General features: G+C 68.6%; 22 protein-coding genes. 5 read left to right on the top strand and 17 right to left on the bottom strand.

Annotation, left to right across the window (positions count from 1 at the left end):
* Positions 1-77 precede the first annotated feature (77 nt).
* From coaBC to ACQPYS_RS19545, 12 genes are all read right to left on the bottom strand, one after another.
* Positions 78-1,298 carry a bifunctional phosphopantothenoylcysteine decarboxylase/phosphopantothenate--cysteine ligase CoaBC gene (gene coaBC, locus ACQPYS_RS19490; RefSeq protein WP_431940350.1) on the bottom strand — a complete coding sequence of 407 codons (1,221 nt, stop codon included), beginning with the start codon at positions 1,296-1,298 and terminating at the stop codon, positions 78-80.
* Between the two features lie 42 nt (positions 1,299-1,340).
* Complete coding sequence (rpoZ, locus tag ACQPYS_RS19495; protein WP_030521475.1) at positions 1,341-1,619, bottom strand: DNA-directed RNA polymerase subunit omega; 279 nt, start codon at positions 1,617-1,619, stop codon at positions 1,341-1,343.
* A 62-nt stretch (positions 1,620-1,681) separates the two neighbouring features.
* Positions 1,682-2,254, bottom strand: coding sequence for a guanylate kinase (gene gmk / locus ACQPYS_RS19500; protein WP_431940351.1), 573 nt, complete (start codon positions 2,252-2,254; stop codon positions 1,682-1,684).
* 20 nt (positions 2,255-2,274) lie between these two features.
* Positions 2,275-2,595 (bottom strand): integration host factor, actinobacterial type, encoded by a 321-nt coding sequence (gene mihF, locus ACQPYS_RS19505; protein WP_030521477.1) that lies wholly within the window; start codon positions 2,593-2,595, stop codon positions 2,275-2,277.
* Positions 2,596-3,472: 877 nt separating this feature from the next.
* Positions 3,473-4,297, bottom strand: coding sequence for an orotidine-5'-phosphate decarboxylase (gene pyrF, locus ACQPYS_RS19510; protein WP_063039946.1), 825 nt, complete (start codon positions 4,295-4,297; stop codon positions 3,473-3,475).
* A gap of 11 nt (positions 4,298-4,308) precedes the next feature.
* Positions 4,309-7,668, bottom strand: a complete 3,360-nt coding sequence (gene carB / locus ACQPYS_RS19515; RefSeq protein ID WP_431939617.1) for a carbamoyl-phosphate synthase large subunit — start codon at positions 7,666-7,668, stop codon at positions 4,309-4,311.
* A complete protein-coding gene (carA, locus tag ACQPYS_RS19520) occupies positions 7,668-8,786 on the bottom strand; it encodes a glutamine-hydrolyzing carbamoyl-phosphate synthase small subunit (RefSeq protein ID WP_431939618.1) in 1,119 nt (372 codons plus the stop codon). Before carA ends, carB begins: the two co-directional genes overlap by 1 nt.
* The gene (locus ACQPYS_RS19525; RefSeq protein ID WP_063039953.1) at positions 8,783-9,280 is read right to left on the bottom strand and encodes a hypothetical protein; all 498 of its coding nucleotides are present in this window, start codon (positions 9,278-9,280) and stop codon (positions 8,783-8,785) included. The genes carA and ACQPYS_RS19525 overlap by 4 nt, the downstream gene beginning before the upstream one ends.
* Positions 9,280-10,611, bottom strand: a complete 1,332-nt coding sequence (locus ACQPYS_RS19530) for a dihydroorotase (RefSeq protein WP_433490409.1) — start codon at positions 10,609-10,611, stop codon at positions 9,280-9,282. Before ACQPYS_RS19530 ends, ACQPYS_RS19525 begins: the two co-directional genes overlap by 1 nt.
* Before the next feature lie 71 nt (positions 10,612-10,682).
* Positions 10,683-11,639, bottom strand: coding sequence for an aspartate carbamoyltransferase catalytic subunit (locus ACQPYS_RS19535; RefSeq protein ID WP_063039957.1), 957 nt, complete (start codon positions 11,637-11,639; stop codon positions 10,683-10,685).
* Positions 11,636-12,268, bottom strand: a complete 633-nt coding sequence (pyrR, locus tag ACQPYS_RS19540) for a bifunctional pyr operon transcriptional regulator/uracil phosphoribosyltransferase PyrR (protein ID WP_063039959.1) — start codon at positions 12,266-12,268, stop codon at positions 11,636-11,638. Before pyrR ends, ACQPYS_RS19535 begins: the two co-directional genes overlap by 4 nt.
* 165 nt (positions 12,269-12,433) lie before the next feature.
* The gene (locus tag ACQPYS_RS19545; protein WP_433490410.1) at positions 12,434-13,276 is read right to left on the bottom strand and encodes an SAM-dependent methyltransferase; all 843 of its coding nucleotides are present in this window, start codon (positions 13,274-13,276) and stop codon (positions 12,434-12,436) included.
* Positions 13,277-13,378: 102 nt separating this feature from the next.
* Between ACQPYS_RS19545 and ACQPYS_RS19550 the strand changes: the two genes are divergently transcribed.
* Entirely contained in the window at positions 13,379-13,942 is a 564-nt protein-coding gene (locus ACQPYS_RS19550; protein WP_245664713.1) for a TetR/AcrR family transcriptional regulator, read from the top strand.
* A 66-nt stretch (positions 13,943-14,008) separates the two neighbouring features.
* Here ACQPYS_RS19550 and ACQPYS_RS19555 read toward each other — a convergent pair whose 3' ends face one another.
* Complete coding sequence (locus ACQPYS_RS19555; RefSeq protein WP_433490411.1) at positions 14,009-14,887, bottom strand: alpha/beta fold hydrolase; 879 nt, start codon at positions 14,885-14,887, stop codon at positions 14,009-14,011.
* Positions 14,888-15,258: 371 nt separating this feature from the next.
* Between ACQPYS_RS19555 and ACQPYS_RS19560 the strand changes: the two genes are divergently transcribed.
* Positions 15,259-15,843 carry a TetR/AcrR family transcriptional regulator gene (locus ACQPYS_RS19560; protein WP_433490412.1) on the top strand — a complete coding sequence of 195 codons (585 nt, stop codon included), beginning with the start codon at positions 15,259-15,261 and terminating at the stop codon, positions 15,841-15,843.
* Between the two features lie 215 nt (positions 15,844-16,058).
* Here ACQPYS_RS19560 and ACQPYS_RS19565 read toward each other — a convergent pair whose 3' ends face one another.
* Positions 16,059-17,198 carry a serine hydrolase domain-containing protein gene (locus ACQPYS_RS19565; protein WP_433490413.1) on the bottom strand — a complete coding sequence of 380 codons (1,140 nt, stop codon included), beginning with the start codon at positions 17,196-17,198 and terminating at the stop codon, positions 16,059-16,061.
* On the opposite strand from ACQPYS_RS19565, the gene ACQPYS_RS19570 reads away from it, so the two are divergent.
* Both ACQPYS_RS19570 and ACQPYS_RS19575 read left to right on the top strand, forming a co-directional pair.
* Positions 17,197-17,325, top strand: coding sequence for a hypothetical protein (locus tag ACQPYS_RS19570; RefSeq protein ID WP_433490414.1), 129 nt, complete (start codon positions 17,197-17,199; stop codon positions 17,323-17,325). The genes ACQPYS_RS19565 and ACQPYS_RS19570 overlap by 2 nt on opposite strands.
* A gap of 100 nt (positions 17,326-17,425) precedes the next feature.
* The gene (locus ACQPYS_RS19575; protein WP_433490415.1) at positions 17,426-18,046 is read left to right on the top strand and encodes an alpha-ketoglutarate-dependent dioxygenase AlkB; all 621 of its coding nucleotides are present in this window, start codon (positions 17,426-17,428) and stop codon (positions 18,044-18,046) included.
* Positions 18,047-18,053: 7 nt separating this feature from the next.
* Here ACQPYS_RS19575 and ACQPYS_RS19580 read toward each other — a convergent pair whose 3' ends face one another.
* Positions 18,054-18,668 carry a TetR/AcrR family transcriptional regulator gene (locus ACQPYS_RS19580; protein ID WP_433493082.1) on the bottom strand — a complete coding sequence of 205 codons (615 nt, stop codon included), beginning with the start codon at positions 18,666-18,668 and terminating at the stop codon, positions 18,054-18,056.
* 37 nt (positions 18,669-18,705) lie between these two features.
* On the opposite strand from ACQPYS_RS19580, the gene ACQPYS_RS19585 reads away from it, so the two are divergent.
* Positions 18,706-19,680: a quinone oxidoreductase family protein gene (locus ACQPYS_RS19585; protein WP_433490416.1), complete on the top strand. Its 975-nt coding sequence runs from the start codon at positions 18,706-18,708 to the stop codon at positions 19,678-19,680.
* Here the strand turns inward: ACQPYS_RS19585 and ACQPYS_RS19590 are convergent, their stop codons facing one another.
* Positions 19,681-20,214 (bottom strand): DUF4334 domain-containing protein, encoded by a 534-nt coding sequence (locus ACQPYS_RS19590; RefSeq protein ID WP_433490417.1) that lies wholly within the window; start codon positions 20,212-20,214, stop codon positions 19,681-19,683. It abuts the gene before it with no gap.
* 353 nt (positions 20,215-20,567) lie between these two features.
* The gene (gene nusB / locus ACQPYS_RS19595) at positions 20,568-21,080 is read right to left on the bottom strand and encodes a transcription antitermination factor NusB (RefSeq protein WP_063039975.1); all 513 of its coding nucleotides are present in this window, start codon (positions 21,078-21,080) and stop codon (positions 20,568-20,570) included.
* Between the last annotated feature and the right edge of the window lies 1 nt (position 21,081).

A 21,081-nucleotide genomic window follows, 5' to 3' on the forward strand; every position in this document is an offset into this window, starting at 1 on the left:
TCGCCGCGCCACGGCCGTGCCGACAGACGGATCCCGCGGTTCGCCGGGCCGCCCGGGGCTCAGCTCAGCGCCGGGGCTCAGCTCAGCAGGGGGCCCAGCGCGTCGAGGACGCGGCTGGCCAGCAGCGCTTTGGATCCGTGGTCCAGCGCCTGTTCGCTACCGTCCGCGCGCAGCAGCCAGCCGTCATTGGTGTCGACCTCGAACGCCTTACCCTCGCCCACCGCGTTCACCACCAGCAGATCGCAGCCCTTACGGGCCAGTTTGGCCCGCGCGTGGGTGATGACGTCGCCGTCCGCGTCGCCGGTTTCGGCGGCGAATCCGACAATGGCCGTTCCGGGCAACCGGCCCTCCCGACGCTCCTGGACCAGACCGGCGAGGATGTCCTCGTTCTTGGCCAGGGCGATGGTGTCGGGCTCGTCCTTGCCCTTCTTGATCTTGGCGGCGGCCACCGTGGCGGGCCGGAAATCGGCGACGGCGGCGGCCATGATCACCGCGTCGGCGCCGACCGCGTGCTTGTCGACCGCGGTTTTCAGCTGCTCGGCCGTGGTGATGTGGACCAGCTCGACCGCCGCCGGCGGTGCCATCTCGATGGTGTTGCCGGCGATGAGCGTGACCTGGGCGCCGCGCTGAGCGGCGACCCTGGCGAGCGCGTACCCCTGTTTACCGGAGCTGCGGTTGCCGAGGAAACGGACCGGGTCCAGCGGTTCCCGGGTGCCGCCCGCGGTGATCACCACCCGCCTGCCCACGAGGTCCCGCGGGATCGCGTCGGGGCGTTCGAGCAGCAGGGACGCGAGACCGAAGATCTCCTCGGGTTCGGGCAGACGGCCCGGACCGGTATCGGTACCGGTGAGCCGACCGGACGCGGGCTCCATCACGGTGGCGCCGTGCGCGCGCAGAGCCGCCACATTCGCGACGGTCGCCGCGTGCTCCCACATCTCGGTGTGCATGGCGGGCGCGAACAGCACGGGACATCGGGCCGTGAGCAGGGTCGCGGTGAGCAGATCGTCGGCCCGCCCGTGCGCGGCCCGCGCCATGAGGTCCGCGGTGGCGGGCGCGATGACGACGAGTTCGGCCTCCTGGCCCAGCCGCACATGCGGCACCTCCGGCACATCCGAGAAGACCCCGGTGTGCACGGGATGGCCGGACAGCGCCTCGAAGGTCGCCGTGCCCACGAACTGCAGTGCCGCCTCGGTGGGAATCACCCGGACGGTATGGCCGGTCTCGGTGAACCGCCGCACCAGCGCGCATGCCTTGTACGCGGCGATTCCGCCGCCCACCCCGACAACTACCCGCGCCATAGCGCGCCTCCTGCCCTATCGGCCCATCACCCGGCTAACGGGTCATTCACCTTCGGTGTGTTCGAGCAGATCGCTGTGGATCTCCCGCATCGCCACCGACAGCGGCTTCTCCTGGGGCAGCGGCTCCACCAGCGGGCCGACGTATTCGAGGATCCCGTCACCCAGCTGGTTGTAGTAGTCGTTGATCTGGCGGGCCCGTTTGGCCGCGTAGATCACCAGGCTGTACTTGGACGAGGTGCGGTCGAGCAGTTCGTCGATCGGCGGATTGGTGAGGCCGACCGGGGTGTCGTAGGCGGGCGTAGCGGTATCCGTACTGCTCACTGAGGAAGCTCCTGCGGGGTCGGTGGCTCGGCTGCGCGGCGGCTCTCCGGCCGCGCAACTGGCTACGAATTGGAATTCGTGCTGACGAACAACGATACCAACTGCGCGCAGGCGCTGGTCACGGTGTCGTTCACGATCACAGTGTCGAACTCGTCACGTGCGGCCAGTTCCACCCGTGCCGTCGCCAGGCGGCGTTCGATGACCTCCGGCGATTCGGTGCCGCGGCTGCGCAGCCGGTCCACCAGTTCCTCCCAGCTGGGCGGCGCGAGGAACACCAGCACGGCCTCCGGCATTACCCGCCGGATCGAACGTGCACCTTCGAGATCGACCTCGATGAGCACCGGCCGCCCCTCCGACAACGCGGCGCGCACCGGCGCGGCCGGCGTACCGGACCGCTGCAACCCGCCGTGGATATCCGCCCATTCGAGCAGATCGCCGGAGTCGATCATCGCGTCGAACTCGGCCCGGCTGACGAACCGGTAATCACGACCGTCGACTTCACCGGGACGCGGGTCCCGTGTTGTCGCCGAGACGCTGAAAACCAGTTCCGGCAGCCGTTCGCGGACACATCGCACCACGGTGGATTTGCCCACGGCCGAGGGGCCGACCAGTACAACCAGCCGACCCTTCGTCATGTTCTCGATCACCGAGGGTGTCAGGCGCCGAGATCGAATTTGGCGAGCAGCGCCTTGCGCTGCCGGTCACCGAGACCACGCAGCCGGCGGGTCGGCGCGATCTCGAGCTCGTTCATGATCTCCTCGGCCTTGACCTTGCCGACCTTGGGCAGGGCTTCCAGCAGTGCGCGCACCTTCATCTTGCCGATGATCTCATTGCTCTCGGCCTGGCCGAGGACCTCTTTGAGGTCGGTGCCGCCGCGCTTCAGGCGATCCTTGAGTTCTGCCCGCTCACGGCGAGCGGCAGCCGCCTTCTCCAGAGCAGCGGCGCGCTGCTCATCAGTCAGCTGGGGAAGGGCCACGGTTCCTCCGTCTCATCATTCCTGCATCAAAACCTGCCGAACTACCCGGCAGTCTCAGCGACCGTACCCACGACGCCCCCGGATTGCGAACCCACCCCCCAGGTCAGGGCATGAATCGGACCCGGTATCGCCCCCTTGCCGACTCGCCCGCATCCCTGCTTGCCGTAACTGTGATCCGCACCCCCTCGCGCACGAAACAGCCTGCCATCAGCGGCTTTTCGTGCCCAAACCGAAGTAGCGGCGCGATAACCACACTTCCGCCGGACCCGCTGGCTACCTCTCAGCCGCCCTACCAGGAATTTTCTGGGAAATTTTCGCCGGAGCCCCTGCCGAGTGAGCGGAAGCGGCTCCGGCAACAAAAAACGGGCTCTCCCGGACCCCGCGAGACAACCCATTAGGCGCCCGTATCGTCCGAATATGTACAGCGTACAGCGGATGGCCGGGTGGGCATACACGAATCATCCGGAACGGAGCCGAGTATCGGATGCGGCACACTCCGGCGTCTCGTCGGCACCCGATCCAGGCCTCGAGTTCCGACACAACCCGAATGCGTCGAGTTCTGCGAGACACCTCAAAAGGTTGAGGCCCGTCTCGCCGTTTCGGCCTCGAAGTGCATGCGGCGGAGCCGCGAATCTCGAGGCCGAAACGGCGAGACCAAGGAGGCCTCAACCCCGCGGCGCCGAAGGCGCCGCCAAAAAACACAGCACCTTCACAAACAAGCCCACATATCTGCCTTCACGTGCAAGCCCACTTCTCCCCTACGAAAACGGCCACCACGCCGTCACAAACAGGCCCACGCCGCGGCCTGCACGGGCAAGCCCGTTACGCACCCTCACGCGAAGCCCACACCCCGTCTCGTGCACGCACGGCACCCCCTTCACCGGAGGAAGGCGAACTCCTTCTGGAACTCCGCCAGACGGCTGCGCAGCGCTTCGACCGAGGGTCCCGCCCGGAGTACATCCCGGGAGACATTCGGTACCGCCGCCCGCCACAGTGGGCGCGGCAGCAGTGCCCGGACCTTCTCCGCGGTGCCGCCCTGCGCCCCGACCCCGGGGAGCAGGACCGGCCCGTTGAGCATGGTGAGATCCGGGATCTCGGGGAGTGTGGCGCCGACCACCACTCCCACCGACCCCGGCTGCCCGGCGGGGTTGAGCTGGGCGGCGTCGTCGACCACCGTCTGCGCGACGGTGCGGCCACCGACCGTCGCCTGTTGTATCTGGGCGGCTTCGGGGTTGGAGGTGGCGGCCAGGACGAACACGCCGCGGTGGTTGGTGTGGGCCAGCTCCAGGGCGGGACGGAGGGCACCGAAGCCCAGGTAGGGCGATACGGTGACCGCGTCCGCGCCCAGCGGACCGTCGGCGAGCCAGGTGCGGGCGTAGGCGTCCATGGTGGAGCCGATATCGCCGCGTTTGGCATCGGCCAGCACCAGGGTGCCCGAGGCGCGCAGCACCTCGATGGTGCGTTCGAGCACCCCGATCCCCGCGGCGCCGTAGGCCTCGAAGAAGGCGACCTGTGGTTTGACCACCGCCACCGTTCCGTCGAAGGCTTCGACGCAGCGCTCGGCGAAGGCCTCGAGCCCGGCGGCGTCCTCGGACAGGCCCCAGGCGCCGAGCAGGGCGGGATGGGGATCGATCCCGACACAGATCGGCCCGTGGGTGTTCATGGCGGCGGCCAGCCGCTCACCGAACGTCGTGGTCGTCATCGCCCGCGCCCTCAGCCGCGCAGCGCCGAGTGCAGTTCCTGCAGCGACCGCACGCCCAGCCCGCCGTTGATACTGGCCTCGATGCCCTGGACGGCTGCCGCGGCGCCCTGGACCGTGGTGATACAGGGGATGTTCACCCCGACCGCGGCGCTGCGGATCTCGTAGCCGTCCACTCGGGGGCCGGAGTTGCCGTAGGGGGTGTTGAAGACCATATCGACTTCCCCGTCGCGGATCTGGTCCACGATGGACGGCTGCGGGGGTGTGTGGCTGCCGCCCGCCGGGGAGACCGGATCCGAGTGTTTGCGGACCTGCTCGCAAGGGATCCCGTTGCGGCGCAGCATCTCCGCGGTTCCGGCGGTGGCCAGGATACGGAAGCCGAGATCGTGCAGGCGTTTCACCGGGAACACCATGGCGCGTTTGTCCCGGTTGGCGATGGAGACGAACACGGTGCCCTCGGTGGGCAGCGACCCGTACGCCGCGGATTGGCTCTTGGCGAAGGCGGTACCGAAGTCGGCGTCGATGCCCATGACCTCTCCGGTGGATTTCATCTCCGGGGAGAGCAGCGAATCCACCTGGCTCCCGTCGGGACTGCGGAAGCGGTGGAACGGCAGCACCGCTTCCTTCACCGCCACCGGAGCGTCCAGTGCGACATGCCCGCCGTCGCCCTCGGGCAGCATGCCCTCGGCGCGGAGTTCGGCGATGGTGGTGCCGAGCATGATCCGCGCGGCCGCCTTGGCCAGCGGTACCGCGGTGGCCTTGGAAACGAACGGAACGGTGCGGCTGGCGCGCGGATTGGCCTCGAGGACGTAGAGGACATCGTCCTTCAGCGCGTACTGCACGTTCAGCAGACCTTTGACGCCGATCCCCTTGGCCAGCGCGATCGTGGAGCGGCGCACCGCCTCGATATCGCTGCGGCCCAGGGTGATCGGCGGCAGCGCGCAGGCCGAGTCGCCGGAGTGGATACCGGCTTCCTCGATATGTTCCATGACACCGCCCAGGAAGACCTCGTCGCCGTCGCAGAGCGCGTCCACGTCGATTTCGATGGCGTCTTCCAGGAACCGGTCCACCAGCACCGGATGTTCGGGGCTGAGTTCGGTGGCACGGGAGATGTAGCCCTCGAGGGACTGCTCGTCGTACACGATCTCCATACCGCGGCCGCCCAGCACGTACGAGGGGCGCACCAGGACCGGATAACCGATCTCGGCCGCGATCTTACGGGCCTGCTCGAAGGTGGTGGCGGTACCGTACTTGGGGGCGGGCAGCCCGGCGGCGATCAGCACGTCACCGAATTCACCACGGTCCTCGGCGAGGTCGATGGCGGCGGCACTGGTACCGACCACCGGCACCCCGGCGGCGGTGAGGCGTTCCGCGAGCCCCAGCGGGGTCTGCCCGCCGAGCTGCACGATGACCCCCGCGACCGTGCCGGACTCGGATTCGGCGTGGTAGACCTCGAGCACGTCCTCGAAGGTGAGGGGTTCGAAGTACAGGCGGTCGGCGGTGTCGTAGTCGGTGGACACCGTTTCCGGGTTGCAGTTGACCATGACGGTCTCGTAGCCGGCCGCCGACAGCGTCTGCGCGGCGTGGACGCACGAGTAGTCGAATTCGATGCCCTGGCCGATACGGTTGGGCCCGGAACCCAGAATGATCACCTTGTCGCGGTCGGGTTGCGGGGCGACCTCGGATTCGGCCGCTGGGTCGAGTTCGTAGGCCGAATAGTGGTACGGGGTCTTGGCCTCGAATTCGGCGGCACAGGTATCGACAGTTTTGAACACCGGTCGCACCCCGAGCCGGTGCCGCAGGGCCCGCACGCCGCCCTCACCGGCCAGTTCCGGCCGCAGTTCGGCGATCTGGCGATCGGAGAGGCCCTGGTACTTCGCCCGCCGCAGCAGCGATTCGTCCAGGACGGGAGTCTCCAGCAGTTCCGTGCGCAGGTCCACCAGTCCGGCGATCTCGGCGACGAACCACGGGTCGATCCCGGAGGCGGCGGCGACGTCCTCGATGCCCGCCCCGAACCGCAGGGCGCGTTCCACCTGGTAGATCCGGCCTTCGGTGGGGGTGCGCAGATCCGCCAGGATCTCCGCGATCGCGGCGTCGATATCGGCCTGATCGGTGGAGGCCGGTGCCCATTTCCCGTCGGCGGCCGTCCAGAACCCGACCGCTTTGGTTTCCAGCGAGCGCAGCACCTTACCGAGCGCCTCGGCGAAATTGCGGCCGAGCGACATGGCCTCGCCCACCGATTTCATGGTGGTGGTCAGGGTGGGGTCGGCGCCGGGGAACTTCTCGAACGCGAATCGCGGCGCCTTCACCACGACATAGTCGAGGGTGGGTTCGAAACAGGCCGGGGTTTCCTTGGTGATGTCGTTGACGATCTCGTCGAGCGTGTACCCGATGGCCAGTTTGGCCGCGATCTTGGCGATCGGGAAACCGGTGGCCTTGGAGGCCAGCGCCGAGGACCGCGAGACGCGCGGGTTCATCTCGATGACGATGAGGCGGCCGTCTGCGGGATCCACCGCGAACTGGATATTGCAGCCGCCGGTGTCCACTCCCACCTCGCGCAGGATGGCGATACCGAGATCGCGCATCTTCTGGTATTCGCGGTCGGTGAGGGTGAGGGCGGGGGCGACGGTCATGGAGTCGCCGGTGTGCACCCCCATCGGGTCCACATTCTCGATCGAGCAGACGATCACGACATTGTCGCGTCCGTCGCGCATCAGCTCGAGTTCGTATTCCTTCCAGCCGAGGATGGACTCCTCGATCAGCACATTCGCGGTCGGTGAGGCGGCCAGGCCGCCGCCGGCGATCCGGTCGAGATCGGTATCGTCGTAGGCCATTCCGGAACCGAGCCCGCCCATGGTGAACGAGGGCCGCACCACGACCGGGAAGCCCAGTTCCGCGACGGTTTCACGGACCTCGTCCATGGTGTAGCAGACCTGGGAGCGGGCGCTCTCCCCGCCGACCCGCGCCACGATGTCCTTGAATTTCTGCCGGTCCTCACCGCGCTGGATGGCATCGAAATCGGCACCGATCAGCTCGACCCCGTACTTCTCCAGCACGCCGCGCTCGTGCAGCGCGACGGCGGTGTTCAGCGCGGTCTGCCCACCGAGGGTGGCCAGCAGCGCATCGGGACGTTCCTTCTCGATGACCTTTTCGACGAATTCCGGGGTGATCGGTTCCACGTAGGTGGAATCGGCGAATTCCGGATCGGTCATGATGGTCGCCGGATTGGAGTTGACCAGCGAGACGCGCAATCCCTCGGCGCGCAGCACCCGGCACGCCTGGGTGCCCGAATAGTCGAACTCACACGCCTGACCGATGACGATCGGGCCCGAACCGATGACCAGAATGTGTTCGAGGTCGGTACGGCGTGGCATCAGGCTCCCTCCATAAGACCGGAGAACCGGTCGAACAAGTACGCGGCGTCATGGGGCCCGGCGGCCGCTTCCGGGTGGTATTGCACGGAGAAGGCGCGGCCGTCGATCAGGCGCACCCCCTCCACGACGCCGTCGTTGGCGCAGACATGGCTGACCTCGGCTTTGCCGAACGGGGTGTCGAACTGTTCGCCGCGCTCCCCCTCCAGCGCGAACCCGTGGTTCTGCGCGGTGATGGAGATACGGCCGGTGTCGTGTTCGACGACCGGGATATTGATTCCCCGGTGCCCGAATTTCATCTTGTAGGTGCCGCGGCCCAGTGCCCGGCCCAGAATCTGGTTACCGAAGCAGATACCGAACAGCGGCAGTCCCTTGTCGAGGATGCCCTGGGTCAGGGCGACGGCGGTGTCCGCGGTGGCCGGGTCGCCCGGACCGTTGGACAGGAACGCGCCGTCGGGTTTCAGTTCCAGAATCTCGTCCAGGCTCGTCGAGGACGGAACCACATGCACCCGCATACCGCGGGCGGCGAACATCCGCGGCGTGTTGGATTTGATCCCGAGGTCGACGGCGACCACGGTGAACCGGGGAGTGCCCTCCGGTTCCACGGTGTAGATCCGGTCGGTGCTGACCTCACCGGCGAGATCGGCGCCCAGCATGGACGGCTGGCCGGTGACCCGCGCGAGCAGTTCCTCGGTATCGGCGAGCGCCGGGCCGGAGAAGATTCCCGCCTTCATCGAGCCGCGGCTGCGCAGATGCCGCACCACCGCGCGGGTGTCGATGCCGGCGATACCGACGATGTTCTGCTCTTCCAGCTGTCCCGGCAGGGTGCCGTTGGACCGCCAGTTCGAGGCGCGGCGCGCGGGATCGCGGACCGCGTAGCCCGCGACCCAGATCTGCTGCGATTCGTCGTCCTCGTCGTTCCAGCCGGTATTGCCGATCTGCGGGGCGGTGGCCACCACGATCTGCCGGTGATAACTGGGATCGGTGAGGGTTTCCTGATACCCGGTCATGGCGGTGCAGAACACCGCTTCGCCGAGGGTCTGGCCCACCGCGCCGTAGGCGGTCCCGCGGAAGACCCGTCCGTCTTCCAGAACCAGGGCTGCGGCCGTTGTTGTCGTCATTTCTCGTCGTCTCCCGTCGTTGCCCGCGCCCAGGCCGGATACACCGTTTTGTCGTCGCCGCGGAACCCGGTGTCGATCTCGGTCCCGGACGGCAGCGTCCAGCGGATCACCAGGACGCCGCCCTCGCTCATGACCTTGCCCGCGTGTCCGCGTTCGGTGCGGATCGCGGAGATGGATTCCTCCGGGATCCAGATCGCGGACGCGCCCTGCCGTTCCAGCAGAATTCCGTGTTCGAAGCGGGTGAGCTCCGCGGTCGCGCGGAAGCCGAGGTCACCGACCGCGATCCGGTCCTGCCAGCTCGGCGCGATGGTGCTGCCGAGGTAGAGGCCGGTGGTCGGGTCCAGCACCTGCGCGCCCGTCTCCGCCGGTACCGGAGGCAGGTCACCGATACGGTCGGCCTGCCGGGCGGCACGGTTACGCCAGCCCCGGTACATCAGATAGACGAACAGTGCCCACAGCAGCAGGCAGCCGATAACCCACAGTGTCCGCTCCATCAGCGCTCTCCTACTCGTACCCCCGCGGGGGCGGCGGCCACTCCGTCGCGGGCGGTGATCCGGCCGCGCAGCAGCGTGGTGGTGACCCGTCCCGGCAGTGTCATCGCCTGATAGGGAGTGTTGCTCGCGATACTCGCGAGATCTTCGCCCTGCACGGTCCAGGTGGCCTCGGGGTCGACCAGTACCAGGTTGGCGGGCTCGCCCTCGGCGATCGGACGGCCCTGATCGTCGAGGCCGACGATCTCGGCGGGCCGTTCGCTCATCACCCGGGCGACCCCGCGCCAGTCCAGCAGACCGGGCCGCACCATGGTCTCCACCACGATGGACAAGGCGGTTTCCAAGCCGAGCATCCCGGGCCGGGCCGCGGCGAACTCGCAGCACTTGTCCTGTTCGGCGTGCGGGGCGTGATCGGTGGCGACACAGTCCACGGTGCCGTCCGCCAGCGCCTGCCGCAGCGCCTCGGTATCGGAGCCCTCGCGCAGCGGCGGGTTCACCTTGTTCACCGCGTCATAGGTTTCCAGGCGGGCGTCGGTCAGCAGCAGATGATGCGGCGTGACCTCGGCGGTGATCGAAATACCTTGCGCTTTCGCCCATTTCACCAATTCCACGGTGCCGGCTGTGGAAGCGTGGCAGATGTGGACCCGTGCGCCCGCGTCCCGGGCCAGCAGCGCGTCGCGCGCGACAATGGACTCCTCCGCGGCTCGCGGCCACCCCGCCAGACCCAGCCGGGCCGCCGTCGGTCCTTCGTGCGCCACCGCACCGGAGGTGAGTCGCGGCTCCTCCGCGTGCTGCGCGACGAGTACGCCCAGCGAGCGGGCGTACTCCAGCGCGCGCCGCATGATGAGCGGGTCGTGCACGCAGTGCCCGTCGTCGGAGAACATGCGCACCGCGCCCGCGCCGGTGGCCATGGTGCCCATTTCGGCGAGCTGCGCACCGGCCAGGCCCACCGTCACCGCACCCACCGGATACACGTCGACCAGCCCGACTTCCTGCCCGCGCCGCCACACATGGTCGGTGACCACCTGGGTATCGGCGACCGGCGAGGTGTTGGCCATGGCGAAGACCGCGGTGTAGCCGCCCAGCGCCGCGGCGGCGGACCCCGATTCGATGGTCTCGGTATCCTCGCGGCCGGGTTCACGCAGGTGGGTGTGCAGATCCACGAATCCGGGCAGCAGCACCTGCCCGGCGCCGTCGACGATTTCGGCATCCTCGGCCGGCAGGCCGGTCCCGATCCGCCTGATCACCCCGTCGGTGATCAGCACATCCACCGGTTCCCCCTCGCCGTAGAGCCGCACTCCGGTGATCAGCACGGTGTCACCCGACTCGCTCACGCTGTGTTCTCGGGGCGTGCGCGAGGGTCCGCCGTGGTTACGCTCCGCTGCCGACTCCGGGCCCGACTCGCTCACGCCGCGGCCTCCTGCACGCCGACCAGCAGGCGGAACAGCACCGCCATCCGCATATGGACTCCATTCGTCACCTGTTGCAATACGGCGGCGCGCGGCGAATCGGCCACCGACGACGCGATCTCCATACCGCGCAGCATCGGGCCGGGGTGCAGCACCACCGCCTGTTCGTCGAGCAGCGCCAGCCGCCGTTCCGAGAGGCCGTAGCGGATCGAGTACTCGCGGGCCGACGGGAAGAATCCGCCGTTCATCCGCTCCGCCTGGACCCGCAGCATGAGGACGGCGTCGGCGCCGGGCAGTTCGGAATCCAGGTCCGTCGAGACCCGCACCGGCCAGCCCTCGACGCCCACCGGCAGCAGCGTGCGCGGCGCGACGAGCACCACCTCCGCGCCGAGCGTGGACAGCAGGAACGCATTGGACCGGGCCACCCGGCTGTGCAGGATATCGCCGACGATCACCACCCGCTTACCGGCGATATCACCGAGCCGCTGCCGCAGGGTCAGCGCGTCCAGCAGCGCCTGCGTGGGGTGCTGATGGGTGCCGTCACCGGCATTGATCACCGCGGGGACCGAACTGCCCGACTGCCGCGACCAGTCCTCGAACCAGCGGGTGATCTGATGGGCCGCGCCGGAGGCGGGATGCCGCACGATGAGCGCGTCGGCACCCGCGGCGTGCAGGGTGAGCGCGGTATCGCGCAGCGACTCCCCCTTGGCGACCGAGGAGCTGCTCGCGCTCACATTGATCACATCGGCACTCATCCACTTACCCGCGACCTCGAAGGAGACCCGGGTACGGGTGGAATTCTCGAAGAAGACCGTCATCACCGTGCGCCCGCGCAGGGTGGGGAGTTTGCGCACTTCGCGACCCAGCAGCGCCTGTTCGAATCGTTCGGCTTCGTCGAGCAACCCGGTGGCGGTGGCGCGATCCAGGTCGGTCACCGTCAGCAGATGTCTCACTGTCCCTCTCCCTGATGCAGGAAAACCCCGTCGCGGCCGTCGTGTTCGGACAACAGCACCGAGACGTCCTCGGTGCGCGCGGTGGGCACGTTCTTGCCGACGAAATCGGCGCGGATCGGTAGTTCGCGGTGGCCACGGTCCACCAGGACCGCCAGCTGGACGGCACGCGGCCGGCCCAGATCGCGCAGCGCGTCCAGAGCGGAGCGCACCGTACGCCCGGAGAACAGCACATCGTCGACGAGCACGACCAGCGCGTCCTCGATGCCGCCCTCGGGGACCGAGGTGCGTTCCAGCGGCCGATGCGGTTTGGTACGCAGATCGTCGCGGTAGAGCGTGATGTCGAGCGAACCGAGCGCGGGTCGGACTCCGGAAAATTCCTCGATCTTGGCGGTGAGCCGATGCGCGAGGGTGGTGCCGCGGGTCGGGATACCGATGAGAACCACCCGGGGCGTAGCGGGATCGCCCGAATCCAGGGCGGTGCGTTCGATGATCTGATGCGCGATCCGCGCGACCGTGCGGCCGACATCGGAGGCGGAGAGCAGTTCGCGCCCTGTCGCAACCCATTCCGGGGTGTGCCGCTCGGGAGGTGGCGTCGCCTCGGCAGCACCGCGTTCTTCGGGCACGGCCATACCGACCTCCTTCCCCGCCTCACTGGACGGTCCGTTAAAGGATGTCTTACGCCGAGCAGCCTATCAGCCGCCCAACGGGGACTTTCACCAGGTGAGGACCGGACTCGAAGTGTGAGTGCGACCACCTCCGCGGGTGCGACCGGCGGGCGTGACGGCGGTTACCGATCATTCACGAATGGCGAGCACCGTGCCCATTCCGGGAACCTCACCGAGACCGGAGCGCGCGTAGGGAGCGACGAGGTCGTTCCAGGCGCGGAAGGTGGTGTGCCAGCCGTGCGTGGTGAACCACGATTCCGCGTCCGGGCCCAGGCCGTTGACCGGCCGTGCGGCGTCGGAGTCGGCGGATACCAGCTCCCGTAGATCCCGATACCGCGCCGCGGCGCTGTCGACCTGGAACCGGCCGATATCGAAGCGACTCCCCGGCGCCGACAACTCGGTCACCGTTTCGATCACCGTGTGCGCGTCCCGCCGGGGAAGGTAGTCGAGGACCCCTTCGTCCACCCACAGCGTCGCCACATCCCGGCGGAACCCGCGCGCCGGCAGAGCTCGCGCCCAGTCGGCACGCAGATCGGCCGCGACCACCCGGCGGACACATTCCGGCCGGGCCCGGTGCGCGGCCAGGACCGGCTCCTTGAAAGCGAATAGTTCGGGGAGGTCCACTTCGAAGAACACCGTCTCGGCGGGCAACCCGAGCCGGAACGCCCGGGTGTCCAGTCCGGCACCGAGCAGGACGATCTGCCCGCACCCCGCGGCTACCGCCGCACCGAAGCTCTCGTCCACGACCTTCACCGCGAGGGACCGGCCTTCGTAGAACTGGTCGGCCAGTACCTCGAGCCGCGCCCAGCGATCGTCGTCGAATGCCGTACGAGCCGCCGCGACGAAGGCCGCGGCGAAGGGATCGTCGTAGAGCCGGTCGGACCGGGCGCTCTCGCGGGCCCGGATGACTGCTACCCCGATCGCGGTCATGGCCACCCCGGCAGTCGGTACCTGGACGAAAGGATCTGCCATCCGAACTCCCCTGAAAACTTACCTGCCGACCGGCTGGTAACCGGTTACAGCGGAGACGTTAGGCTCTGCCCTGCGAACCGTCAACCAGAAGAAGGGGGCGCAGTGGGCACTCGGCGCAGCGATACCCGCGACCGCATCCGTGCGGTGGCAATGGAACTGTTCGCCGAACAGGGCTACGAGAAGACCTCGTTGCGGCAGATCGCCGAGCGGCTCGAAGTCACCAAGGCCGCGCTGTACTACCACTTCCGCACCAAGGAGGACATCGTCGCGAGCCTCTCCGACGATGTCCGCAGTGGTATCGACGAGCTCGTCACCTGGGCCGCGGGCATCCCCGCGGGCCGGGCCCGCGCCGAGGAGATCCTCGACCGGTACGGCGCGCTGCTGCACAGCACGGGCCGCGACATGGTGCGGTTCATGCACGAGAACCAGCCGGCGTTCCGAGAACTCGGTTTCGGGGTGAGCCTGCGCTATCAGTTCCGGCTGCTCGCGGATCTCATGACCGAACCCGCACGGGATCCGCTCGATGTGTTCCATGCCCGCCAGGCCCTGCTCGCCATCAGCTGGAGCACGGCGATGATGGGCGATCTCCCGCTGTCCGACGACGAATGCCACCGCGCCGCCGTGGATATCGCACACGAACTGCTACGCCGCTGCCGGCTCGGGTGACCGCACCGCCGACAGGGCCGCACGGTCGAACTACTCGCCGAGTTCGGCCGGCGAGAACCGGTGCCCTCATTCCTCCGTATGCGTGAGCACGGCCGCGGCCAACTCCTCGTGTACCTCCTCCGGCAGCGTATGACCCATACCCGCCACGATCATCAGTCGTGCCCCGGGGATCCGCTCGGCGATATGCGCGCCGTGGCCGGGTTTGGCCGGCTCATGGCTGCCTTCGACGACCAGCGTGGGCGCCTGCACCCGATGCAGCACGCCCACCGGTTCGAAATCCGGCTGCGCCGCCGCAGCCAGCCGATGGTTGGCCACGGCCGACAGATCGCGGGCGCGATCGTGGATGCGTTCCTGCAGCTGGCGTGCCGCGTCCTCGTCGAACGGCAACCCGGTGCCGTGCAGTACGCGCTGCTCGGCGACCATGCCGTCGATCCGGTCCTGCCGGTTGTCCGGTGGCGAGCCGGCGAGCAGGGTGCGGTAGAACGCGACGAACTCCGGCGTCGGCTCGGGCAGGCTCCCCGCCTGCTGCGGCTCTCCCAGTATCGCCCGCATGAGGACCGCTCCTTCACCGCCGCCGAGCGGCGAGGAACCGATCACGGTCAGCGAGCGCACCCGCTCCGGCCGCTCCACGGCGATGAACTGGCCGAGCAGCCCACCCGCCGAGTGGCAGACCAGATGCGCGCTCCGCAGGCCGTGCGCGTCCAGGACGCGGTAGACGTCGTTTTTGATTTCGTTCCACGTGTACGGATGCGCCGCGAAATCGACGGTGTCCGACCGGCCGGTGTCGCGATGGTCGTACCGGATCACCCGGCGACCCCCGGCGACGAGGCGGCCGACGAACTCGTCCGGCCACAGAATGCCCTGCGACATCGATCCCATGATCAACAGGATCGGCGTTTCCGTCGCGGTGCCGAATTCTTCACTCCAGAGATTCACGTCGTGCACGGGGTGTCCTCTTCTGTAGACGCACCGGTCGCGCCGGTGTCGATTCGAGCTGCGTTTCGCTTCGTACTGCCCCGTCCCGGGCGGGGCGGACTTCCGGCTCCGCCTCAGCGGGCGCCGCGCCGGCCGGTCCGGGGTCCTGCATCGCGAGCGACTGTCCGCGGAGGTACGGGACGAGCCACGAACCGCTGCGGATTGTTTCGAACGGGGTAGGTGCTGCGCTGCTTTCGCATCTCGGTTGCGCCTTTCGTGTACCGGTGTGCACCGGGCCTTCGAGGGGACGGTGCCGGGGGGCTACCCACCGCTACCACCTCAGGTGTAGTACTCTGATCGAAGTGGTTTGAACGGTAGTACTACAGATGGAGTGGTGTCAAGTGGTCCGCACGAATCCCGAACGCCGCCAGGCGTTGCTGGACGCATCGATCGAGGTCCTGGCCCGAGACGGAGCCCGGGGACTGACCTTCCGCGCGGTGGACAAAGCGGCGGAGGTACCCGCCGGAACCGCCTCCAACTACTTCAGCAACCGCGACGATCTACTCGTCCAGGTGGGCCACCGGTACTACGAGCGGTTGATCCCGGACGAATCGGCCATGGCCGCCCTGCACGGACCACGCACCCGCGAGACGGTCACCACGCTCATGACCGAGGTCGTCAGCCGCGTCACCCACTTCCGCACCGGCTACCTCGCCCTGCTCGAACTCCGATTGGAAGCCACCCGGCGGCCCGAACTACAGGCCCTGCTCACCGAGCGCGTGCGCGCCGATCTGAACTTCAATATCCGCAACCACCTGGACTACGGGATGCCCGGCGACGAGGACACCGTCGTCCTACTGTTCCTCGCCCTGAACTGGCTGATTCTCGAACGACTCACCCTGCCCGGCGTATTCACCGAGGAGCGGGCCCGCGAGCTGGTGCGTACGGCCGTGGCGCGCGCTATCCCCGCCACCGCCGATTCCTGATATCCGCCCGCCGGCGCGTCGGTTCCGCCCGGGCCGCGACCACCGCACCCGGATGCGCGCCACAGACCACTCGACGGGCGGCACGGTTCGCGCCGGGGCAGACCGCGCCGAGCCCGGAAGCTCGGCGCGGCCGCGGATCGGCGTTCCGCCGCACGGACGACCGCCGGTCCGGCCCGCGCGGCCGGTGCTCATTCCGCCGGACGAGCAGGATCGTCCTATCCGCCGCCGAACACTTCGTCGACGAGTCGTCGTGTCGCCTGCCGGAACGCCGCCGAGAGCGACAGCGCGGCATCGTCCACATAGTTCAGCGTGCCGGTCAGCGTCGCGGCGCCGTCGGGCGTGCTGTACATCAGCGCCGCATGCCCCCCGGCGCCGCCGTTGTGCATGACGAGGGTGCCGCCGCCGGCGATCTCCTGAACGAAAACTCCCAGGCCGTAGCCCATCCCGGGGATACCCGTCGGTCGCGGAGCCCGCATCTCGGCCAGCAGGTCGCCCGGTAGGAGCTCGCCGCTGTTCAGCGCGGCAATGAAGATGTGCAGGTCCCGGCTGGTCGAGATCATGTCACCGCCACTGGAGATCCAGGAGGGATTGTGTTCGGTGACGTCGATCGTCCGGTCCGCGCCGGTATCCTCGTAGCGGTAGTAGGCGTGCGCGTGCGGCTCGGGGATCCCGGTCTGCGTGGTCGGGGCTATGGTGCCCGTCAGTCCCAGCGGTCCCGAGATCAGCCGCTGCATCTCCTGGGCGAGTGGGCGTTCGGTGACCTTCTCCACCAGCAGACGCGCCACCACGTAGTTGGTATTGGAATAGCTCCAGTCCGCCCCCGGCTCGAATCGCGCCGGCTTCGACAGCGCCAGCCGGACCAGCCCCTCGGGCGCATAGCTGTGAAACCGGTTGTCCACCCATTCCTTGCCCGAGATGGTGCAGGCGATCCCCGGCACGACCGTGCCGTCGCTGTGATACTCCCCGGTGAAGTTGAAGAGTCCGCTGGTGTGCTGCAACAGCATCCGCACGCTGATCCGGGGGTCGAACCCGAACTCCGGCAGATGGTCCCCCACCGAGTCGTCCAGCCCGATACGTTCCTCACCCACCAGCCGCAGCACCAGGGCCGCGACGAAAGTCTTGGTATTGCTGCCGATCCGGACATAGCCGTCGATCGGCGGCGGCACCGAACCGCCCAACTCGGCCACCCCCGCGCTGCCGGCCCATTCGCCCAACTCGTCGTGCACCCGCACCGTGATCCCGGTGAGACCGGATTCGACGATCTCCTCCAGCGCTTTGCGCAACGCGGGGCGATCCGGCCCGCCGCCCGCCGGCTCACGGGTGACTTCGTGCCGATCGGGCGGGGTGACGGACATGGCAATGCGCTCCTTCGACGGTGCTGCGGCGGATTCCGATCGGTGGAACACCATGTCCGGTCCGGTCGCGCTGTTGGCTGTGCTGCTCATGGGATCACTGTCGCCGGGTCCGCTGACACCGCCCTGACGTCGGTCCGACACCGCCGCTGACACGGCATGAGCCCCGTTCAGAGCAACGGATCGACCCGATGGGAACATACGTTCGAATTGCGGGGTAATCTGTCGGCATGACACTGCAGGGCTCGCTGTTCGACGGTTTCGGGGCGGCGGAACTCGCCCCGCTGACCGGCATCGGGCGCACCCCACTCACCCACGGCGCCTGGGTCGATCTGCGCCCCGGCTGGCTACGCGGCGCCGACGACCTGTTCGAGCAGTTGGCCGCGACCGTACCGTGGCAGGCCGAGCGCCGACAGATGTACGACCGGGTCGTCGACGTACCACGACTGCTCTGTTTCTACGGCGAATCCGACCCGCTGCCGGACCCTGTCCTGGCGAAGGCCCGCGAAGCCCTCAGCACCTACTACGGGCCCGAACTCGGCGAACCGTTCCGTACCGCGGGACTCTGCTACTACCGCGACGGCCGCGACAGCGTGGCCTGGCACGGCGACACCATCGGACGCGGTGCCGCGCACGACACCATGGTCGCCATCCTCACCCTGGGCGCCCCGCGGCCACTGCTGCTGCGACCCCGCGCCGGCGGGCCGAGCCTGCGCTTCCACCCCGGCCACGGCGATCTGTTGGTCATGGGTGGCTCGTGTCAGCGCACCTGGGAGCATGCGGTACCCAAGACTCGGCGGGCGACCGGACCGCGGATCAGCGTCCAGTTCCGGCCGCGCAATGTGCGCTGAACAATCGCTACGGCGCGCGTAGTACCGCGCGCACCTGCTGATCGATCGCCGCCAGCAAGCGATCGGTCGATCCGGCACGAACCATATCCGGCACGGTTTGGCCCGCCAAGCCGTCCAGCAGCAACCTGCCGACCGTCTCCGCGTCCAGATCCGGGCGCGCCTCGCCCAGCAACGCGGTGATATGGGCGCGCCAGAACCGATGGAACTCCTCGGTGCGCGGATGTGGCGGCACCACCCGGTAGACCTCCATGAGCGACAGATTGTCGATCACCAGCCGGGCCATGGCGGCGAAGAAGGCGAGCAGCCGGTCACCGGCCGGGGCCCCGGGCCCCAACGGCGGGGGGCCGTCGGTCACGGCGGACATCAGGGTCACCGCGCTTTCGGCGACCATTTCGTGCAGCAATCCGGCACGGTTGCCGAAACGATGGAAGATCGTCCCTTTCCCCACACCGGCGGCCGCCGCGACCCGGTCCATGGTGACCGCCTCCGGGCCGTACTCGGCGAGCAGCGCCGCGGTCGCCTCCAGGATGGCGCGCCGGTTACGGGCGGCGTCCGCGCGTTCTTTCGGAATTGTCGCACCACCTTCCTTGACAACTTGACCGGCGGTCCATATGTTGAGTATTCGATATCTGGACCGTCAGTCAATTTACGGAGTTCCAATGCAGGCAATCGTAATGACCGATATCGGCGGCCCCGAGGTGCTGGTATCCCGGGAAGTCCCGGAGCCGACCGCCGGGCCGGGCGAAGTAGTGATCAGAGCCGAGGCCATTCCCGTCCTGTACCCCGAAACCCAGCTGCGGTCCGGCGCGTTTCCGATGGCCGCGCCGCCGCCGGTCGTCTTCGGCTTCCAAGCGGCCGGAGAGGTGATTGCCGTGGGCGAGGGCGTGGGCGCCGAGTACCTCGGGCGGCGAGTGGTAGCCGCCACAGACGGGACGGGAGCGTACGCCGAATCGGTCCGCGCGAGAGCGGACGCCACGACCCCGATTCCCGCGGGCGTCACGGCCGCCGACGCGGCGGCGGTGATGATGAGCGGTTCGGTGGCGCTGGCACTGCTGGAAGCCGCGGCACTCACCGGCACCGAGACAGTGCTGGTCGAGGCCGGTGCCACCGGAGTGGGCGCGCACCTGGTCGAATTGGCCCGCGAATTCGGCGCGGCCCGGGTGATCGCGACCGCGGGCGGCCCGGACAAAGTTCGGCGCGCGAAGGAGCTCGGCGCCGACGAGGTGCTGGACCATCACGACGAGCACTGGCCCGCACAACTGCGCGAAGAGCCGGGCCGCACGATCGATATCGTGTTCGACTCGCTCGGCGGCCCCTCAGCGGCCGCGCTACTCGCGACCATGACACCCGGCTCCGGGCGAATGCTCAGCTACGGCTGGCTGTCCGGGGAACCCGCCCTCGTCTCGGCGGCCGACCTCATCCCGCACGGGCTGACACTCACCGGATGCTCCGGCCCCGCCTGGCACGGACGGGTGGGCCGCGCCCGCACCGCGATCCTCGAGCGGGTGCCGGCCCTGGCGGCGCCGGTCGAGACGTTCATGCCGCTCGACCGCGCCGCCGCGGCCCATGAGCTGCTGGAATCCCGGGCACCGCTCGGCAAGATCATCCTGCGGCCGGGCCGGGGGGCGGACTGATCAGCGCGTCAGGACGAAGAAGTACGGTTCGGCCAGACCGCGCATATCCATGACGCCGAGCAACCTGTCGTCATCGAGCCGGCGGAAATGATCGATGATCGGCAGATGGTCGTAGACCATGGCGGCGCTGACCACGCCGCGGTACTCGATATCGCGTAACCGGGCGGTCGCTTTACGGGTACGCAGCAGCGGGCCGAGGGTGCGCAGATTATTACGGACCGGGCGCAGCCAGTGCGCCGGAATCCGGCCCGCCAGGGAGAGCGGGACCCGGCGCGGATCCACCGCGAACACGGTGCCGCGCTCATCGGTGAACAGCAGCGGATGCACCTGGTCGGGCGCATCGAACTGTTTGCCGTACCAACCGGATTCGGACAGAATGTCATCCATCGGGTGACCGGTGGGCAGCTCCGAACCGCGCCAGCGGCCGGTGGTCACCTCGTCCACCCGTGCGGCCGGCAACCGGTCGAAGATCTCCCAGGCCTCCGCGGCGGTGCATCCGACGTCGGGCAGGGTGACACCCGCGTTCTCGGTCATGGTCCGCACTCCTCGACATCTGGGACGTTGCGATGAACAGCCTATCGCCCTCTCATCGAGTCGCACGGCGGACCCGGGCCAGAGCGAGGTTCGGTCCGGGCTCAGCCGGTGATCTCCCATTCGTGGACCGTGATCGCCGACGAGACGGTGGTGTGCAGCGGATCTGCGTACACCACCGCCTCGGCGGCCGCGAGCGAATCCGCGAGCACAAGGTACGCACCGCCACTACCGTCGGTGAACGGGTCAACTCGACTGCAGCATGTCCTTCGCGCGCAGGTCGGCGAGGAACCGGCGGTGCGGTTCGGCCAGGCCGGAGTCCGGAGGGCCGGCACCAGGCACTTGCGTTGCGCCTCTCAGTCCTCCGATTCCGGCTCACCGGCGCGCCCGGCGGCCGCAGCGGCCGCGCGGATCTGCGGAGCCACCAGCACCACCTGCCCGAGCACCCCGTTCACGAACCCCGGTGAATCATCGGTGGACAGCTCCTTGGCCAGTTCCACCGCCTCGTCCACCGCGACGATCGGCGGGACATCGGGCGCGTACAGCAGCTCCCATACCGCTACCCGCAGGATGGCGCGATCCACCGCGGGCAACCGGGGCAGCGTCCAATCCTGCAAATACGACTCGATGGTCCCGTCCACCCGGTCGAGTTCTTCGGCGATACCGTCCACCAGGGTGCGGGTATAGGCGTGTACCGGCGCCACGCCCTGGTCGCGGGCCGCGAGCTCGATCCGCTCGTCGGCCAGATCGGCGGGATCGACATCGCGGGCCTCGGCCTCGAAGAGCAGGTCCACCGCCCGGCGGCGCGCCTTGTGGCGGGCGCCGAGCTTCTTGTAGGCGGATTTCTTGTCCGCGGACTGATCGGGCACG

Origin of the sequence: Nocardia grenadensis (assembly GCF_050942415.1) — a bacterium.
Taxonomy (GTDB): Bacteria; Actinomycetota; Actinomycetes; order Mycobacteriales; family Mycobacteriaceae; genus Nocardia; species Nocardia grenadensis.

Excerpts from the sequence above, each read along its gene's own strand:
- coaBC (WP_431940350.1), bottom strand. The coding sequence starts at position 1,298 with ATGGCGCGGGTAGTTGTCGGGGTGGGCGGCGGAATCGCCGCGTACAAG.
- gmk (WP_431940351.1), bottom strand. The coding sequence starts at position 2,254 with ATGACGAAGGGTCGGCTGGTTGTACTGGTCGGCCCCTCGGCCGTGGGC.
- pyrF (WP_063039946.1), bottom strand. The coding sequence starts at position 4,297 with ATGACGACCACGACGTTCGGTGAGCGGCTGGCCGCCGCCATGAACACC.
- carB (WP_431939617.1), bottom strand. The coding sequence starts at position 7,668 with ATGCCACGCCGTACCGACCTCGAACACATTCTGGTCATCGGTTCGGGC.
- carA (WP_431939618.1), bottom strand. The coding sequence starts at position 8,786 with ATGACGACAACAACGGCCGCAGCCCTGGTTCTGGAAGACGGACGGGTC.
- ACQPYS_RS19525 (WP_063039953.1), bottom strand. The coding sequence starts at position 9,280 with ATGGAGCGGACACTGTGGGTTATCGGCTGCCTGCTGCTGTGGGCACTG.
- pyrR (WP_063039959.1), bottom strand. The coding sequence starts at position 12,268 with ATGGCCGTGCCCGAAGAACGCGGTGCTGCCGAGGCGACGCCACCTCCC.
- ACQPYS_RS19545 (WP_433490410.1), bottom strand. The coding sequence starts at position 13,276 with ATGGCAGATCCTTTCGTCCAGGTACCGACTGCCGGGGTGGCCATGACC.
- ACQPYS_RS19570 (WP_433490414.1), top strand. The coding sequence starts at position 17,197 with ATGGCAATGCGCTCCTTCGACGGTGCTGCGGCGGATTCCGATCGGTGG.
- ACQPYS_RS19565 (WP_433490413.1), bottom strand. The coding sequence starts at position 17,198 with ATGTCCGTCACCCCGCCCGATCGGCACGAAGTCACCCGTGAGCCGGCG.
- ACQPYS_RS19575 (WP_433490415.1), top strand. The coding sequence starts at position 17,426 with ATGACACTGCAGGGCTCGCTGTTCGACGGTTTCGGGGCGGCGGAACTC.
- ACQPYS_RS19585 (WP_433490416.1), top strand. The coding sequence starts at position 18,706 with ATGCAGGCAATCGTAATGACCGATATCGGCGGCCCCGAGGTGCTGGTA.
- ACQPYS_RS19590 (WP_433490417.1), bottom strand. The coding sequence starts at position 20,214 with ATGACCGAGAACGCGGGTGTCACCCTGCCCGACGTCGGATGCACCGCC.